Source organism: Marinomonas sp. IMCC 4694 (genome assembly GCF_008122525.1).
Classification (GTDB): Bacteria; Pseudomonadota; Gammaproteobacteria; order Pseudomonadales; family Marinomonadaceae; genus Marinomonas.
Genome location: NZ_VSRV01000001.1, coordinates 132,250 through 148,669, shown reverse-complemented (window position 1 = coordinate 148,669; position 16,420 = coordinate 132,250). Strand labels below are relative to the sequence as shown.

15 protein-coding genes and 1 riboswitch are annotated in these 16,420 nt (G+C 48.5%); of the genes, 6 read left to right on the top strand and 9 right to left on the bottom strand.

What is annotated here, in order from left to right:
* Positions 1 to 80: 80 nt before the first annotated feature.
* Positions 81 to 1,157 carry an alkene reductase gene (locus FXV75_RS00680; protein WP_148830692.1) on the bottom strand — a complete coding sequence of 359 codons (1,077 nt, stop codon included), beginning with the start codon at positions 1,155 to 1,157 and terminating at the stop codon, positions 81 to 83.
* 254 nt (positions 1,158 to 1,411) lie between these two features.
* The gene (locus FXV75_RS00675; protein ID WP_148830690.1) at positions 1,412 to 2,320 is read right to left on the bottom strand and encodes a carbohydrate porin; all 909 of its coding nucleotides are present in this window, start codon (positions 2,318 to 2,320) and stop codon (positions 1,412 to 1,414) included.
* A 386-nt stretch (positions 2,321 to 2,706) separates the two neighbouring features.
* On the opposite strand from FXV75_RS00675, the gene FXV75_RS00670 reads away from it, so the two are divergent.
* From FXV75_RS00670 to FXV75_RS00655, 4 genes are all read left to right on the top strand, one after another.
* Positions 2,707 to 3,657: an ornithine cyclodeaminase family protein gene (locus tag FXV75_RS00670; RefSeq protein ID WP_148830688.1), complete on the top strand. Its 951-nt coding sequence runs from the start codon at positions 2,707 to 2,709 to the stop codon at positions 3,655 to 3,657.
* Between the two features lie 147 nt (positions 3,658 to 3,804).
* Positions 3,805 to 5,046, top strand: a complete 1,242-nt coding sequence (locus FXV75_RS00665; protein ID WP_148830686.1) for a DEAD/DEAH box helicase — start codon at positions 3,805 to 3,807, stop codon at positions 5,044 to 5,046.
* 169 nt (positions 5,047 to 5,215) lie between these two features.
* The gene (locus FXV75_RS00660; protein WP_148830684.1) at positions 5,216 to 6,073 is read left to right on the top strand and encodes a PA4780 family RIO1-like protein kinase; all 858 of its coding nucleotides are present in this window, start codon (positions 5,216 to 5,218) and stop codon (positions 6,071 to 6,073) included.
* A 162-nt stretch (positions 6,074 to 6,235) separates the two neighbouring features.
* A complete protein-coding gene (locus FXV75_RS00655) occupies positions 6,236 to 6,901 on the top strand; it encodes a 7-cyano-7-deazaguanine/7-aminomethyl-7-deazaguanine transporter (RefSeq protein WP_148830682.1) in 666 nt (221 codons plus the stop codon).
* A gap of 97 nt (positions 6,902 to 6,998) precedes the next feature.
* Here the strand turns inward: FXV75_RS00655 and FXV75_RS00650 are convergent, their stop codons facing one another.
* The 6 genes from FXV75_RS00650 to FXV75_RS00625 form a co-directional block, all read right to left on the bottom strand.
* Positions 6,999 to 7,523 (bottom strand): M48 family metallopeptidase, encoded by a 525-nt coding sequence (locus FXV75_RS00650; RefSeq protein ID WP_148830680.1) that lies wholly within the window; start codon positions 7,521 to 7,523, stop codon positions 6,999 to 7,001.
* A gap of 31 nt (positions 7,524 to 7,554) precedes the next feature.
* Positions 7,555 to 8,964 carry a diguanylate cyclase gene (locus tag FXV75_RS00645; RefSeq protein WP_148830678.1) on the bottom strand — a complete coding sequence of 470 codons (1,410 nt, stop codon included), beginning with the start codon at positions 8,962 to 8,964 and terminating at the stop codon, positions 7,555 to 7,557.
* Between the two features lie 144 nt (positions 8,965 to 9,108).
* A complete protein-coding gene (locus FXV75_RS00640; protein ID WP_148830676.1) occupies positions 9,109 to 9,834 on the bottom strand; it encodes a sulfite exporter TauE/SafE family protein in 726 nt (241 codons plus the stop codon).
* 32 nt (positions 9,835 to 9,866) lie between these two features.
* Complete coding sequence (locus tag FXV75_RS00635) at positions 9,867 to 10,733, bottom strand: DUF547 domain-containing protein (RefSeq protein ID WP_262368422.1); 867 nt, start codon at positions 10,731 to 10,733, stop codon at positions 9,867 to 9,869.
* Positions 10,675 to 12,825 (bottom strand): FAD-dependent oxidoreductase, encoded by a 2,151-nt coding sequence (locus tag FXV75_RS00630; RefSeq protein ID WP_148830674.1) that lies wholly within the window; start codon positions 12,823 to 12,825, stop codon positions 10,675 to 10,677. The genes FXV75_RS00635 and FXV75_RS00630 overlap by 59 nt, the downstream gene beginning before the upstream one ends.
* Before the next feature lie 145 nt (positions 12,826 to 12,970).
* Positions 12,971 to 14,185, bottom strand: a complete 1,215-nt coding sequence (locus tag FXV75_RS00625; RefSeq protein WP_148830672.1) for an MFS transporter — start codon at positions 14,183 to 14,185, stop codon at positions 12,971 to 12,973.
* 234 nt (positions 14,186 to 14,419) lie between these two features.
* Between FXV75_RS00625 and FXV75_RS00620 the strand changes: the two genes are divergently transcribed.
* Together FXV75_RS00620 and FXV75_RS00615 are read left to right on the top strand one after the other, a co-directional pair.
* Positions 14,420 to 14,740 carry a type II toxin-antitoxin system RelE/ParE family toxin gene (locus FXV75_RS00620; RefSeq protein WP_148830670.1) on the top strand — a complete coding sequence of 107 codons (321 nt, stop codon included), beginning with the start codon at positions 14,420 to 14,422 and terminating at the stop codon, positions 14,738 to 14,740.
* Complete coding sequence (locus FXV75_RS00615; RefSeq protein WP_148830669.1) at positions 14,737 to 15,021, top strand: helix-turn-helix domain-containing protein; 285 nt, start codon at positions 14,737 to 14,739, stop codon at positions 15,019 to 15,021. Before FXV75_RS00620 ends, FXV75_RS00615 begins: the two co-directional genes overlap by 4 nt.
* Before the next feature lie 39 nt (positions 15,022 to 15,060).
* On the opposite strand, the gene FXV75_RS00610 is transcribed toward FXV75_RS00615, so the two are convergent.
* Positions 15,061 to 15,990 carry a DMT family transporter gene (locus FXV75_RS00610; RefSeq protein ID WP_148830667.1) on the bottom strand — a complete coding sequence of 310 codons (930 nt, stop codon included), beginning with the start codon at positions 15,988 to 15,990 and terminating at the stop codon, positions 15,061 to 15,063.
* 115 nt (positions 15,991 to 16,105) lie between these two features.
* Positions 16,106 to 16,285: riboswitch (FMN riboswitch) on the bottom strand.
* Positions 16,286 to 16,420 lie beyond the last annotated feature (135 nt).

Genomic DNA, 16,420 nt, shown 5'->3' with positions numbered 1-16,420 from the left:
AAAGAAACGCCAAGACGGCACGGCAGCCTTGGCGTTTTGATAAGGTGTTTATACCACGGTCGTTAAGCACGAATAAATTACTAGGCACTCATCAACGGATAATCGGTGTAACCAACCGCGCCTGGTGTGTAAAAAGTGTCTGGGTTCGGTTGGTTCAGCTCAGCGCCTTGTTTGACACGCTCGACAAAGTCGGGGTTCGCCAAAATGCCTGTTCCAAATGCCACGCTGTCGGCTTGGCCAGAGGCAATCACTTGCTGGGCTTCTTCTGGGCTGTAGCCCATGTTGACCATCAGGTGACCTTGGTACGCTTCGCGTGCGACGCTCACTACGTCAGCTTGCTGAATCCCAAAGAAATCGGCACGCATCAGGTGAACATACGCCAAGTTGAAACGGTTTAATTGCTCTGCCAAAAAGCGCGTCCACGCCAATGGGTCCGTGTCTTTCATGCTTTGGAAACTGTTCAATGGCGACAAGCGCACGCCGACTCGGCCACTGCCCATCACTTCTGTCACGGCTTCAATCACTTCGAACAAGAAACGCGCTCGGTTTTCCATCGAGCCGCCGTATTCGTCGGTACGCTGGTTGGCGCTGTCGCGCAAGAATTGGTCAAGTAAATAACCGTTGGCACCATGAATTTCAACGCCATCAAACCCCGCCGCTTTGGCATTGATCGCCCCTTGGCGGAAATCGTTCACAATGGCTTTGATCTCGGCGACGGTTAATTCACGAGGCACTGTGTAAGGCTTTTTGCCCTCTGCGGTGTGCGTCTCGCCGTCGATTGCAATGGCGCTCGGACCTACCGCTTCTTTACCGCCGTTCAACAAAGGATGTGCGGCTCTTCCAGCGTGCCAAATTTGCATAAAGGCATGGCCGCCCGCTTGATGCACGGCGTCTGTGGTCAACTTCCAACCGTCGATTTGCGCTTGCGAGTAAATGCCCGGATCGTCGCCGAATGCCGAGGTGTCTTCCGTCACCATGGTGCATTCGGTGATGATCAAGCCGGTGCTGGCGCGCTGTCCGTAATATTCCGCCATCAAGGCATTGGGCAAATGACCGGGTGCGCGGGTGCGGGTTAGCGGCGCCATGACAAAACGATTGGCCAAGGCAACATCGCCAAGTTGGACTGCACTGAAAAGGGTGTTTTCTGACTGTGACATAACGTACTCCGGAATCTGTTTTAATCTTGAAATCAAGGATGAACACTTGATTGGGGGCTTACTGAGAAAAACAATCACCTGCACAGTATTTGCTCACTGTAAGCCAAAAGTTTATATATGCATTACCACGCGGAGCGTGGGAACGAGTCAACAGAAAAACGAGTGGAAAACAGGAAGGCGTAGAAACGAGGAAAGAACAATATCGCTAGAAAAGGGGGTAACTAGCAATATTGTTCTTATTTTTAACTATCGTATTAGAAGCTATAGTTAAAGCGAACTCGAGCAGCGGTGGTTTTATCGTTCGTACCAACAGCCACATCATCCGCTGTTGAGTAAGAACCCGCTAAGGTAACGGATGCGTTATCAATGTCCAAAAGTGGCATGGTGTAAGCAACATAAGTTGTCATCACAGAAGGATCACTGCCTGTAGTATTGTCCTCACTAGAGCTGATCACGCCTAGGCCAAAGTTACCGTAGGTCATGTTGGCCGCAAGAGAGGATACTTTTTGGTCTGTGTTGTCATCTTTGCCAGACGTAGCGGCAAGGTTAATGTTGGCATCACCCACGTTAAAGTTAACAGTGGCACCAAAACCAGATTTGTTAACATCGCCGCCGCCAGTTAAATCGTATTTAACGCTTTCATAGCCCACTGTAAATGTAGCCATGTCTGTCGTGAAAGAAACCGATGGACGAATACCTGAGACAGCCGATGTATGAGCACCTGCTTTAGAATCGGCATCACCAAAAATCGTGTCTACTTCGAATTTAACGCTATCACTGGCATTAACGTGCAAGGCAAACTGACCACCTTTGCTGCCCGCACGGCCACGTACATCACCCGCATTGTAAACTGTCACATCGCCAGCATGTGAAACCATGGTGTCTTTGCCTAGAGGGAATAGGTTTACACCTTCGAAACGACCTGCTTGAACACTCACTGTGCTATTACCCATTTGAATGTAAGCATCATCTACGCCGGTGGTTCCGTCGGTTGTCAGTAACACTGTTCCTTTAGCCGTTACAAAGTTATCGCCTGATGTGTGGGTGCTGGAAGCATTAACAGCAACACGGCCACCTTGGTCGTAGGTTGAATCACCGACGGCTTGCGAAAAAGTATCTGTATTTAATTCAAAGTCTGCATTTTTTTTACTTAATTTCTTCACATTTTCTTAACGAAAGATAACCATCTGTTTTTTATAGAAAAAACCAACTAAAAAACACCGCCATTAAAATCTTTACTAAAATATTAAGGAAATAAAAATATCCAGATTGATATAATGTAAATTTATGTAATTTAATCACGTGATATCGTTTTTTATATTGGGGACTTAAGCGCCTTCTAGAACTCCCGATGTGTTCGAAAAAACGCTATGGTCTGTGCAGCGTATCGTTGTTTACGTCATCTTTCCTTGACTCTATCCTGCTAGAATAGAAGCGACTGAGTTTGAATCGACTCTTATTGTTTATCTGTACTGTTTATCTGTACTGTTTATTTGTATTACTGATTTAAATATTTCACTTTTTAGGGTTTTCCACAGGAGCTGTTACCATGCTAATTTCTGCCGATATGTTACGCGCCCGCCTTACTTGGCCGAAGATCATCGATGCGTTACGCGATATTTTTGTCGCCGATGTGCATTCTCCCGTTCGCCATCATCATTTTATCGATGTGCCGAATGCGCCGCAGGCGACCTTGTTATTGATGCCCGCTTGGATCGAGGGCCAATACTTTGGCGTGAAACAAGTCAGCGTGTTTCCTGGCAACAACGCACACAATCTGCCTGGGTTAACCAGCCTTTACACGCTAAGCTGTGGCAAAACCGGTCAAACGCTGGCGCAAATGGACGGCAATGTGATCACGGCGATTCGCACCGCGGCGGCCTCGGCGCTGGCGTCGTCTTATTTGTCTCGGGCGGATTCAAGTAGCATGCTGATGATGGGGACAGGGCGCATGGGGCAGCATTTGGTACCGGCTCATTGCCGTGTTCGCCCGATCAAAACCGTGTGGGTTTGGGGCAGAACCTCCCTTGCGGCGTCTGAGTTTGCGGCCGATTTACAAGCGCAAGGCCTAGACGCGCGCGTTTGCACTACAGAGCAGTTGCCCGACGTGGCAGGAAAGGTGGATATCATCAGCTGCGCAACACTCGCCAACGAGCCCATTTTGTTAGGAAGCTGGCTAAAACCGGGCGTTCATGTGGATTTGGTCGGCAGTTTCACCCCAAACATGCGCGAAGTGGATAACCTCGCGATGCAAGCCGCCGCGATTTTTGTTGATACCCGCGCTGGTGCTTTGGCCGAAACCGGTGACTTGATCATGCCGATTAAAGAAGGCGCCATTAAGGCCACGGATATTCACGCTGAATTAACCGAATTGTGTGGTAACACTCACCTTGGCCGAGCCGCGCTGGAGCAACCCGATCACGCCATCACCTTGTTTAAATCCGTGGGGGATTCTCGCGAAGATTTGGCCGCGGCCATGTTGGCGTATCGAGAAGCCTAATTTGTGATTCTCAGCTATTTAACCGAAAGCAGGCCTCACATCGCGCCCTGCTTTTGGTTTTTTCCCTGTCTTTTTCAGCTACACTAGCGCGACTTACGAGTCGCTTTTTATCACTCACTTCTTTTCTTTTAATTAAACGGATTCCCCATGAGCTTTGCGTCGTTAGGCCTTCACCCAGATCTTCTTCAACAGGTTACGGCCCTTGGCTACAACACGCCCACACCGATTCAACAGGCCGCCATTCCTGCGGTACTGGCGCACACGGATCTTATGGCGGGTGCGCAAACGGGCACCGGTAAAACGGCGGCCTTTGCTTTGCCACTGTTGCACCGGATTCTGTTGCAAAAAAACACCGCATGCATTCAGGTATTGGTGCTCACACCGACTCGCGAACTGGCGCAACAAGTGCACGCCAGCTTCGTGAAATACAGCAACAACTTGCCCATTCGCTCGGTCGTTGCTTACGGCGGTGCCAGCATCAATGTGCAGCTTGATGCGCTCAAACAAGGCTGCGATGTGTTGGTCGCCACGCCAGGGCGCTTGCTTGAGCTATTGATGAAAAATTTAATCGATCTAAGCCGGCTGCAAACCTTGGTGCTCGACGAAGCTGACCGTATGCTCGACATGGGCTTTATCATCGACATTCAGCGCATTTTGAAAACGCTGCCCGCTGAGCGCCAAACCTTATTTTTCTCGGCGACCTTTAACGATGAGATTTTCGCACTGAGCAAAACGTTATTGCGCGACCCTAAACTGATCGAGGTAGACAGCCGAAACACGACAGCGACTCAGGTTGAACAACGAGTTTATGCAGTTGACCAAGATCGAAAAAGCGCGCTCTTGTCCTTTTTGATCGGCTCGAAAAACTGGCAGCAGGTGCTGGTGTTCACCCGCACCAAACAAGGCGCCGACGAGCTTGCCAAAGAAATGGCAAAAGACGGCATCGCGACTCAAGCCATTCATGGTGACAAATCCCAAGGAGCCCGTGATCGCGTGCTGGCGGATTTCAAAGCGGGCAAAGTGCGTGCGCTGGTTGCGACGGATGTGGCCGCCCGAGGCATCGACATCGACCAACTTCAGTATGTGGTCAATCACGAATTGCCTTACAACGCGGAAGACTACATTCATCGCATTGGTCGCACCGGTCGCGCCGGCTCGGCTGGCTTAGCAGTGAGCTTGGTGGCAGAAAAAGAACGCTATTTATTAACCGACATTGAAAAACTGGTCGGCGAGCCGTTTATTGTGCAATGGCTGCCAGGGTTTGAGCCAGACCTCAATAAAACCTCAAATACGCAGACAAAACGTGAACCGTCAAAAAAAGAGCGCCGAGCAAAAGCCCTTGGAATACCGGGTAAAGCAGGCAAAAAACCGCACAATAGACGGCGCTAAATGATCAAACATCTTAGAAATCGATAATATCACGCTAACATCAGGCTTGGTTATTTTGCTACTATTGACATATCTGATAACGTAGACGATAAAGCATTTATTAACCAAACGTCCTGTGATGTTTTGCTCGACGTTTCATTTATCACCCAATCACTGTATAACGAGCCGCATGAAGATCCCAAAAAGAATACAACCCCTCATCGAAGATGGCTTAATTGACGAAGTCCTACGACAGTTAATGAGTGGCAAAGAAGCGACGGTTTACGTGGTACGCTGCGGATCAGATATTCGTTGTGCCAAAGTGTATAAAGAAGCGGGGAAGCGCAGCTTTAAACAAGCGGTTCAATACCGCGAAGGGCGAAAAGTCCGTAACAGCCGTCGCTCTCGTGCCATGGAAAAAGGCTCTAAATTTGGCCGTGATGAGCAAGAAAATCTTTGGCAAAATGCCGAAGTCGATGCCTTGTATCGTTTGGCCGAAGCGGGTGTTCGTGCGCCTACGCCGTACGGTTGTTTCGATGGTGTTTTGCTGATGGAGCTGGTCACCGACGACAACGGCGAAGTGGCGCCACGCCTAAACGACGTGATACTGAGCGAAGAACAAGCGCGACGCGATCACGACACCATCATTAAAGACATCGTACGCATGCTGTGCGCTGGGTTGATCCACGGTGATTTGTCTGAGTTTAACGTGCTGGTCGATTCTCACGGCCCCGTTATTATCGATTTACCCCAAGCTGTGGATGCGGCCGCCAACAACAACGCCGAATGGATGCTAGAACGCGACGTAAACAACATGCGTAACTACTATGGCATGTCCGCTCCCGAGTTACTCGAGACCCAATACGCCAAAGAAATCTGGGCGCTGTTTGAAGCCGGTAAATTGACGCCAACAACCGAACTGACCGGTTTGTTTGAAGAGCCAACCGAAGACGCGGACGTGGATTCTGTACTGCAAGAAATCCAAGACGCCTTTGACGAAGAACAAGACAGGCTCGCTCGCATCAACAGCACCGACGATGAAGATTAAGGTGATTAAAAACACTACTTTTTCTCGTCGTGTCTTTTTTAATCACCCGTTTTCTGTATAATCTCGCTCGAAATTTAATGATACATTCAGAAAGTGCACCATGAATGGCGCACTTTTTAACTTGGGTTCCCTCACCCCAATCAAACGAAAAAGGTCTCACTAATGAGTACGTTCACACCGGCACAACAAGGCAAGGCGCTTGGTTATCTTGCGTTTTTCCATTTACTGATCATTGCTTCGAGCAATTATTTAGTCCAAATCCCCTTTACGATTTTTGATCTCCACACTACGTGGGGCGCATTTACTTTTCCCTTTATCTTTTTGGCAACCGATTTAACGGTGCGTATTTTTGGCGCTACGCTGGCTCGTAAAATCATTTTTTACGTGCTGATTCCGTCGCTGATCGTGTCGTATGTGTTGTCGGTGATTTTTGCACAAGGAGCCTTTCAAGGGCTTGCAGCGCTCGCCACGTTTGACAGCTTTGTTGGCCGTATCGCTCTGGCCAGTTTACTCGCGTACTTGTTGGGTCAAGTGTTGGACATTCAGGTGTTCAACCGTCTACGCCAGCTCAAAGCCTGGTGGATCGCACCCGCTGCCTCGACTTTATTTGGTAATGGCTTAGACACTTTGGCGTTTTTCGGCATCGCGTTTTATCAAAGCCCAGACCCTTTCATGGCTCAGCATTGGCAAGAAATCGCGTTGGCGGATTTCGCGTTCAAACTGATCATCAGCCTAGGCCTGTTCATTCCTCTTTACGGAGTGTTGTTGAATTATTTGATCAAGAAACTCACCTTGATAAAGCCTGACTTCTCGCTGTCTAATGCTTAGGAACATCGTGTTTTCTTGGTAAGAAAAGCGCACAAAAAAGCCGATTTTGTAGGGAAATCGGCTTTTTTATGGTCATTTTCTGCCCTCTGATGAGGCTTTACCATAAGTCGCCAAAACGATCTCGGTGGCTCAAATACAAGCGCAGATCAAACTCCAGCTGATGATAATCCGGCTCCATGTAACAGCACAGTTTATAAAAGGCCTTGTTATGGTCTTTTTCTTTCAGGTGCGCTAATTCGTGTACCACGATCATTTTTAATAACGGCTCGGGAATCCGCCGAAACAAAGACGCCACACGAATCTCGTGCTTGGCTTTTAGCTTGTTGCCCTGCATTCTCGACACAAAGGTATGCAAACCTAAGGCGTTATGAATGATGTGGATTTTATCGTCGTAGATGACCTTGCTGATCGGTGGCGAGCTGCGCATGAAGTCATTTTTCAGCGCCATGGCGTAATCATAAAGCGCGCGTGGCCCATTTAAGCCATGTGGAGCGGGGTATTTTTTGAGTAACCAATCCCCCGACTTTTGCGTGTCTAACAACTGCTGAGCTTGTTGCTGCACGCTAGGATTGTAGGCGCCGAGGTAGTTTTTTATCTGATTAGAAGAGGGAGTCTGACTCATGGCGGTACTCAGTCACTTAAAGGAAAAAGTGCTAGACTAAGGGATGATCGCTGTAAAGCTCAAGCGTAAACACACAATTCTTGCCCGCAGCCTTGGCTCGATACAGGGCTTTATCGGCTTTGTTTAACAGTTCATCTACTGAGTTGTCTGTGTCACCTCTGCTGCAAACTCCCATCGACACCGTAAAATTCACCGGCTGATTCTCAGCACTTAAGACGGAACACCGCTCAATCTCGTGCCGAAGCTGCTCAGCGATCTTTAACGCGTCTTTTTGCTCTGTTAAGGGTACAAGAATGGCAAACTCTTCACCACCGACTCTTGCGACCATGTCCCCTTCACGTACGATAGAGCGACAGGTCTCAGCCAATTTCTGCAACACGACATCACCAATTTTGTGACCAAAACCGTCGTTTACTCGCTTAAAATTGTCTACATCCATCATGATAATAGACAGTGGCGTGGCGTCCTTTTTCGCATTATTGAGCGCCTTCTCATACTCTTGAAAGAAATAACCGCGATTGGCTAATCCCGTTAAATGGTCATAATAGGCTCTCTTTTCAAGCGCCTCTTGCGCCCGAAAGCTCTCTATCGCAATGCTCGCCAAGCTGCTCGCAAAATGAATCAGCTCAAAGTCTTTTTCAGAAGGCAACGAAGGAGCCGACTTGTAAATGGCAAAAGTCCCTAACAAATCGCCCTTTGATGACATGATCGGATCTGACCAACAGGCAGCCACACCGGCTTGCTTGGCCAATTCTGCGTAGTTTTCCCAATACTCATGGGAGGCAATGTCCCCCACCACGACACGTTCATTCAAATGCGCAGCGGTACCGCAAGACCCGACGTTCATGCCAATTTTTAACCCATCCACTTCCTGATTATAAAAGTCAGGCAGGTTCGGAGCAGAGCCCACCACGAGCCGCTGCTCAGCTTGATCAAACAACAAAATACTGCACAGCGAGGAGGGGCTTTCTTGCTGAATTTGCTCAACAATAACGTTAAGAATATCGCTTAAGGCCGAGCTTTTGGCGACCATTTCGAGCATTTGACTGCGGGCCCGCAATCTCTCTTCTGCCACCCAGTGATCAGTTATGTCATTGAAGTACCAGAGTCTTTTGCCGTTGAGGGTAGAAAAACAGACATTGATTTGCTTGAAAGCACCGTCCAAGCACAAAACACTCATATCCAGAGAGTCCGATGACACCGCGTCACTAGCAAGCACCCAGGGCGCCACCACACGCGGGTAATAATCAGGCTGAGCAGAAATATGTGCAAACCAAGACGCGACATCATTAAGATCGTCTATCGCAAGACCAAAAAGCGTTGTGAACGCACGATTAACGTACGCGATCTGGCCTGAAGACACACAAGACAAACCAACCGCAATGGGCATGGTATTCAGAACACACTCCCATTGAGCGATTCCTTTCTGGCTATTTTTCATACAATTATCCGTAAGGAGCACGTTAAATGCAGTATCTCATCAAGTTTACCGCTGGGTGCCCATTAGTACGGGACAACCTAACAGGCAACAAGGCCATAAATATTACGTTTTGCGTTCTTTTGTAAGGAAATGTTTTTTCACGCACTAAGAAAAGATAAACAACTTAACCGCGGCGATCATCGACATAATTCGGATCAGCCATTTAAACTGCACCGGGTTCACTCTTTTCAGAAAATGGTAACCAATAAAAGACCCTACGAACAAACCGGGCAAGGTGTACACACTGGCTTGAGTGGTTTCAAGAGACAGCAAACCCAAGCTTAAATAAAAGGGTAATTTCACCACATTGATGATGAAAAATGCCCACGCTCTGGTGCTGACATACGTGTTTTTGTCCAGTTTTTGTTCCAATAAAAACAAGCTAAATAAGGGCCCCGCCGCATTCGCCATCATGGTGACAATGCCACCAAAAAAACCCATCGAATAGGCCGCCCATGGCTTACGCATAAAGGGGGTCGGTCGGTAATCCAAGTATAGCCCCAACAGAATCATGAAAAGAATCATCACCCCCAAAAAGCGCACAAACTGATCCGCATCAATGGACGCCAAAAAATGGCTCGCCACATACACGCCCAAAAAGGCAAAAGGCAAAAAACGCGCCAACACGGACCAGGCCACTTTCGCTTTGTAACTGAACACCGCCATGATGTCGGTGACAATATAAAGCGGAAGCAAAATCGCCAAGGCTTCGGGGCCTGGGTAAGCAATCATCAAAATCGGTAAGATGAGCAACCCCATGCCGCCCACTGAAAACTTGGAAAAACCAGTGATTAAACCGGCCAAAAACAACACAACCCACGCGCTATCCAAAACTGCCTCCTAATAGTCATCCGTGCTGGACACTAGGGTATTGCATTAAGTGCCCAATCGTAATCCAAAAATGTGATGTCGAGGGCCCGATTGTCGAGGGCCGCTACGGTTAGGGTATTTAATGACAAAGCGCCGGCATAGTCACTCAAAAACGCCTCTAATGAGTGATGACCTCGCCAGCCTTTTTCAAAGTCTTCACGATACCATTTAAAAATAGAAGACAATTCTAAGGTCTTACCATTCCAACGGTTACGGCTGCTGTCCGCTAGAAATAATTGCGTTTGTGTCTCTAGCAAGCGGTCGACGTTATCGCCTTGAAACGCTTGGTTTGCTAACGCCGGACAACCAATGCTGGCGCAATTAACGGCAAAGTGAATACGTGGATCTTGGTAACGATTTGAACCGCGAATCAGCGTGTGTTCGATCTCATCCAAAGAACGCATTTCTCCCAACAAAGGAACAAACGCTTTGCTCCACGGCGAACGAAAAAAACGACCAAGGTCTTTGATTGAGCTTAAATCCGGCCATTTGGTAAGAATCAGATCCACTGTCCACGCGTTATACGCATTGATCAAAAACGCCAGTTGGTCGTCTTTCGGCCAGCCATCAAATTCCGACTGGCTGACGTTCTCCAACGTTTTCAAATACGCATTCAACGACGCTTTATTGTCGGCAACGCCTTGGTAATCCACTTGGCTGGCTTTACCGCCATCCAGTAACACCACGTTCTGTTGCAACAATGTATTCCAAACGGAATGATCAAAGGCGTTCGCGCCACTGACACTCGCACTTTGTAAACTAAACAACGCACCTAAAAAAATCAGCCAGTGTTTCATCAACTTACCCTCGACGCCAAGTGTGGTATTTTTCCAGCCAATGTAAAATACGCTCTGGTGCATGAGCGCGTTTCCACTCGCCAGCCGCGTATTTATTGGATTCTGCCCACGTCGGATAGGTGTGAATCGTGCCGAGAATTTTGTTCAAGCCTAAACCGTGTTTCATTGCCAACACGAATTCCGCCAACAAATCGCCAGCGTGTTCGCCGACAATGGTGACACCTAAAATCGTATCTTTGCCCGGCACGGTTAAGACTTTCACAAAGCCGTGTGCGGCGCTGTCAGCAATCGCGCGGTCCAAATCGTCCAGACCATAACGCACCATTTCATAGGCAATGCCTTTTTCTTTTGCGTCTTGCTCGCTCAGGCCAACACGAGCCACCTCAGGATCGACAAACGTCGCCCATGGAATCACACGATAATCCACACGGAACTTCTTCACGGTACCGAACAGCGCGTTTACGGCGGCGTACCAGGCTTGGTGAGCGGCAACGTGCGTAAATTGGTACGGCCCCGCCACATCCCCCGCGGCAAAAATATTCGGAAACAAGGTTTCAAGGTAATCGTTGGTGACAATCGTGCGCTTGGTTTCAATGCCAAGGTTTTCTAAACCATAGCCTTCGAGACGCGCTTCACGGCCCACGGCACAAATCAACGCATCAAACTCGATGACCGTTTCTTGACCGTCTTTCTCAACAATCAGACGCTTAACATCGCCGTCTTTTTCACAACGAATGGCATGGTGTGACGTTAGAATCGTCACGCCATCCGATGTCATGCTTTCTTGCACGAGCTCAGACACTTCTTCGTCTTCCCGCACCATAATGCGAGCCGAACGCTCGACTTGTGTCACATTGGAACCTAAACGGGCAAAACTTTGCGCCAACTCACAACCAATGGGACCACCGCCCAACACCACTAGACGCGTTGGTGGTGCATCGAATGTCGCGAACGCTTCCCAAAGCGTGTCACTGGTGTAATAACCCACCTCGTCCAACCCCGGTAACGCCGGAATAAAAGGACGCGCGCCCGTCGCCAGCACAATACTGCGAGCGGTCAGGCGCTGAGTACCGCCACCGTTTAATTGGATCTCCACCGTCCAAGGGTCAACCAATGTTGCGTATCCCTGAACAACGTCCACACCGAGTTTCGTATAGCGCTCAACACTGTCGTGTGGCTCGACTTTGCTAATGACATCGTGAACGCGCGCCATGACTTTTTTAAAAGAAAACGTCGGCTCGCGGCTGTCCAAACCGTAGTTTTCTGCGTGTCGCATTTGCTGCGCCACTTTCGCACTTTTGATCAAGGCTTTGCTGGGAATACAGCCATAATTTAGACAATCGCCCCCCATTTTGTGGGCTTCAATCAAGGTTACTTTCGCCTTCACCGCCGCCGCGATGTAAGCACTGACTAAACCACCCGCACCGCCACCGATCACGATAAGATTACGATCGAACGTTTTTGGCTTGGTAAAGCCTTTGTAGACGCGACGCGCCTTGATGACGTTAAGCAGCTTTTTCGCCAATAAAGGAAACACGCCCAGCAACACAAAAGAAAACAACAAAGACGGCGACAAAATCCCTGACACACTCTCAAGCTGGCCAAGTTGCGTGCCGGCATTGACGAACACAAACGTGCCGGCCAACATGCCCAACTGGCTGACCCAATAAAACGTCACCGTACGAATCGTGGTTAAGCCCATCAGTAAATTAATCAAAAAGAAAGGGAAAACCGGCACCAAGCGAAGTGTAAACAAATAAAACGCGCCCTCTTTTTCAACCCCTTTATTAATGGCGTTTAGACGCTCACCAAAACGCTTTTGTACGGCGCCTTGCAACACATAACGCGACGTTAAAAACGCTAAAGTCGCACCCACGCTGCTGGCAAAAGACACGATCAGCAAACCCCACCCTAAACCAAACAACGTGCCGGCGGCCAAGGTCATGATAACCGCACCAGGCAACGACAACGCCGTGACAATCACATACAACAGCAAAAACGCCCCGCCGACGAACACAGGGCGATCGGCACGCCAGGCCTCGAATTGCGCCAAGCCAGATTTTAATCCATCCAACGTTAGCAACCGGTGCAGATCAAAGTAAAAAAAACCGACCACAAGCATCGCAATGACAATGACCAACCCCAACTTCTTCATAACTCATGCTCCAACAGCGTTTTTCCACTCAAAAATACACCCACTTAATTACCGTATACACCGTTAGACTCAATCACGACCGACATTCTTACACATGGATGGGGCTTTTTTATCGAGCGCCAAATAACAAAGGGAAAAGCGACCCTTAATGCACGGTTTTCATCCGCCCTGCCAGCACACTAAACGCCACACCAAAACAGCACAGACACAACACCAACCCCACCAAACCCGATAAACCATACGCCGCTATCGCTGTGGCAAAACTCGGTGGCCCAACGGTAGCGCCTAGGTTGCCAAACTGTGCCAGCAAACCATAAGCCTGAGCTTGTTCACTGGGATTGCGAGCCAACGCCGGAATCATCGCCAACGCTGACCCCGGCACCATCCCCAAAAACAGCACCATTATCCCAACCATTACACAAAACACCAGCGCCGACCCATGCACAAAAAACAACATCAGCGCACTCATCGCCACCCCAGAATACGCCATTAATGCGACCCTTTGCGGCCGCATCCAATACTGCGCTATCGCACCCGCCAAAAACGTGCCACTGGTACTGACCAAAGGCAACACCACCAGCATCCACTTTTGCAAACTCACCTCTTCGATCAAACCAGGCACGTACGTTAAAACAGACACCAAGGTACAGGTATAAAATAGGAACACACAGCTTGGCAATAAGGCGCGAGGGTTACGATAAATCCTCATCATCTGAATGATAAAACCGTCTTGAATGCCCGTCACCGGCACCAAATCCAATACCGGGTTTTTTCTTAGCTTGAAGAACAACACCACACCGATTGTGGTGATAAAAAGCCCATGGCTCAAAAACAATGTCTGCAAACCATATAGGTCTAAAATGTTCTTCCCAGCCCAACCACATAACGCAAAAGCGACACCAAAAAACGTCCCCCAAATGCCCATGGTCAAGGATCGATGCTGCGGCGCACTCAACTTAGCAATCAGCGTCGGCGCCGCCACCACCACACCCAACTGAGAAAAGCCTTCCAATGCCCGCGCTAAAAACAACAAATCGAAAGAAGGCAAAGTAGATTGGAACAACGACAAAGCCCCACCTAACAACAAGGCTCCTACCAACACCTTCAAATACCCTACCCGACTCGCGATCATCCCCGCCGACACACCAAATACCAACCCAGCCAATCCCACGGCTGACAGCGCCGCTCCGGTAGACGTGGCGCCCACCTGATAATGGACCAGTAAATCGTCAAACGACACCGAAAACTTCGCGAACTGCATCGCCGCAGAAATCCCTGCAATCCACAGCAACGCCACCAGCAGCCACTGAGTTTTCAGCTCCGGAGTTGAAACATTAAAAGAAGAAATAGAACGGGACATTGACCTTCCTTTTGACAGCCTGCATTACACTGCCTGTGCATAAAGAGAAAAAAGCTGACCTAACGGACAAGCTATATGCCCTATTCTAAAGCAAAAACACCCGCGCGAAGCTCCCATTTGCAGAATAAAAAAGAAGTTGATAAGAAGGCAAGGATGAGCAATCTAACCGATCAAATATTAGACAAAAACAACAACCAAAGTTATCATTGGTGATAACTTCATAAAAGGATTCTTATGAACTGGAAAATAAATTTTTATAGCGGTGTCGAAGATCACATTCTAAGTATGCCTCCTAAAATTCAAGCACGAATGATTAAATTGCTCGAATTAATGGAAAAGCATGGTGCTCATTTAGGCCCGCCACATACGAAAGCTATGGGTGACGGTTTATTTGAAATAAGAGCAAAAGCCAAGGAAGGCATTGGACGAGGTCTATTTTGTTACCTAAAAGGTAATCGTATCTATGTACTGCATGTATTTATCAAAAAATCTCAAAAAACACCAAAGCATGAGCTCAAACTAGCTCGCGAAAGACAAAAAGAGGTTCAACAATGAGTCTTCAAGCCCTGAAACAACGCGCCCTTGAAAACCCCGAAGTGAGATCTGAATATGAGAAGCTCGAAAACGAATTTAACTTAATTGATCAACTGCTTAGCATGCGCATCAAAGCCGGTTTAACACAGCAACAAATCGCAGCTAAAATGCACACTCAAAAAAGCAATATCAGTCGCTTAGAAAAAGGCAACACAAACCCTAGCTGGACGACACTGTCGAAATACGCCCATGCTTGTGGTTTTGAATTGACGCTCAGCGCACAAAAAAATCAGTCAACCTAACTGATTTTTTTGTGGTACTTGCCCCATCGATCGCTGTGTTCACGGCGTCACTGGGTTTAGATCATTCTGTCTCAGTTCTTTCATGCGCAGGCCGATGTTGCCGAGTATCAGCATGAGCCCTCCGACAATTTGGTAGCCGGTGAGGCCCATGTCGAGAAATACCCAGTTGATGGCGGCGGCGAAGACGGGAAAGGACAATTCGGCTAAGGTGGCGAGTTGTGCGGGGACGGTTTTGAGGCCTTGGTAATAGAACCACATGCCGATGAATCCGCTGAGCAACGCCATGACAACGACCAAGCTCAGGTCCACGGTGGTCATCGCGGTTAAGCTGTCGGATTGCGCCAGCGCCATAGGTAAAAGCACCAACAAGCCGGCGACGAATCGCCCCGACATAATCGCGTTGGCGGGCATATGTTGATGTGACAAATACTTGCCACACACTGTCGCTGCGCCCCATGCGATCACGGCAATTAGGGTATATCCGTAGCCTTTTAATAGGCTCGCGGTATCACTGGAATAATGCCATTGCGCGTCACCAAGTTGGCGTAGATCTGGCCACATCATCACAAAGCTACCCAGTAAAATCACCGCTGCCCATTGCAAAAAATGCCCTTCAATGCGTTCTTTTAACAGCCAATACGCCAACAAAATCGCCACGATAGGTTGCAGTTTTTGCAGCAAAATCACGACAGTCGGGTTTAAATAATGGAAGGCTTCGGTAAACGCCAATGTGCCCATTGCCGAGCCGATACCACCAATGAAGAACAAGCACGAAAAACCACTGATCGACATATGACGATAAACATGGCGATAGCGCCACAGCATCGGGCTGACAAACAGCACCAAGGTAAGATGTTCAAACAGAACGATTTGCAACGTGGAATAACCCGCCCCCAACAAAGGGTAGCGAATTAAGGTATCAAGCGCCCATGTGAAGCACGCAATCATGATAAAGAATGTTCCTGCCATCTTTGGTTTCTCCAATCAGTAAGATGCACAGGGGTGATGAGGAATATACCAAGGTCTGTACGTAAAAAAGCACAGCTCTGAAGCCCCTAACACAGGTCAGGCGCAACAAAGGCTTGGTCGACTTCTATCATCCGGACTGTAACCGTCGGCTCTGGAGTCTCACCAGATCTGCTGACCTTAATGCTTTCAATCACAAAGGAAAAAAGCGTTAAGCGCTCGCGGGCTGTTTGATGGATTCTTCAATCTCGTCAAATCACCGCCGGTGGGGAATTTCGCCCCGCCCCGAAGTTCGATTAATGTAAAAATATACCCGGCAACTTTAAACGCATCGCTTTCTTTAGGCAATATGTGCGATCAACACGCAAAAGAAATACTCTGTTGCTAAAGAGACAAAAACCTGACCATTTATCCAGTATTAATATACACTCAC

Bases quoted from the DNA above. Each gene is read 5' to 3' on its own strand.
- FXV75_RS00680 (WP_148830692.1), bottom strand. From the start codon at position 1,157: ATGTCACAGTCAGAAAACACCCTTTTCAGTGCAGTCCAACTTGGCGAT.
- FXV75_RS00670 (WP_148830688.1), top strand. From the start codon at position 2,707: ATGCTAATTTCTGCCGATATGTTACGCGCCCGCCTTACTTGGCCGAAG.
- FXV75_RS00665 (WP_148830686.1), top strand. From the start codon at position 3,805: ATGAGCTTTGCGTCGTTAGGCCTTCACCCAGATCTTCTTCAACAGGTT.
- FXV75_RS00660 (WP_148830684.1), top strand. From the start codon at position 5,216: ATGAAGATCCCAAAAAGAATACAACCCCTCATCGAAGATGGCTTAATT.
- FXV75_RS00655 (WP_148830682.1), top strand. From the start codon at position 6,236: ATGAGTACGTTCACACCGGCACAACAAGGCAAGGCGCTTGGTTATCTT.
- FXV75_RS00650 (WP_148830680.1), bottom strand. From the start codon at position 7,523: ATGAGTCAGACTCCCTCTTCTAATCAGATAAAAAACTACCTCGGCGCC.
- FXV75_RS00645 (WP_148830678.1), bottom strand. From the start codon at position 8,964: ATGAAAAATAGCCAGAAAGGAATCGCTCAATGGGAGTGTGTTCTGAAT.
- FXV75_RS00635 (WP_262368422.1), bottom strand. From the start codon at position 10,733: ATGCACCAGAGCGTATTTTACATTGGCTGGAAAAATACCACACTTGGC.
- FXV75_RS00630 (WP_148830674.1), bottom strand. From the start codon at position 12,825: ATGAAGAAGTTGGGGTTGGTCATTGTCATTGCGATGCTTGTGGTCGGT.
- FXV75_RS00625 (WP_148830672.1), bottom strand. From the start codon at position 14,185: ATGTCCCGTTCTATTTCTTCTTTTAATGTTTCAACTCCGGAGCTGAAA.
- FXV75_RS00620 (WP_148830670.1), top strand. From the start codon at position 14,420: ATGAACTGGAAAATAAATTTTTATAGCGGTGTCGAAGATCACATTCTA.
- FXV75_RS00615 (WP_148830669.1), top strand. From the start codon at position 14,737: ATGAGTCTTCAAGCCCTGAAACAACGCGCCCTTGAAAACCCCGAAGTG.
- FXV75_RS00610 (WP_148830667.1), bottom strand. From the start codon at position 15,990: ATGGCAGGAACATTCTTTATCATGATTGCGTGCTTCACATGGGCGCTT.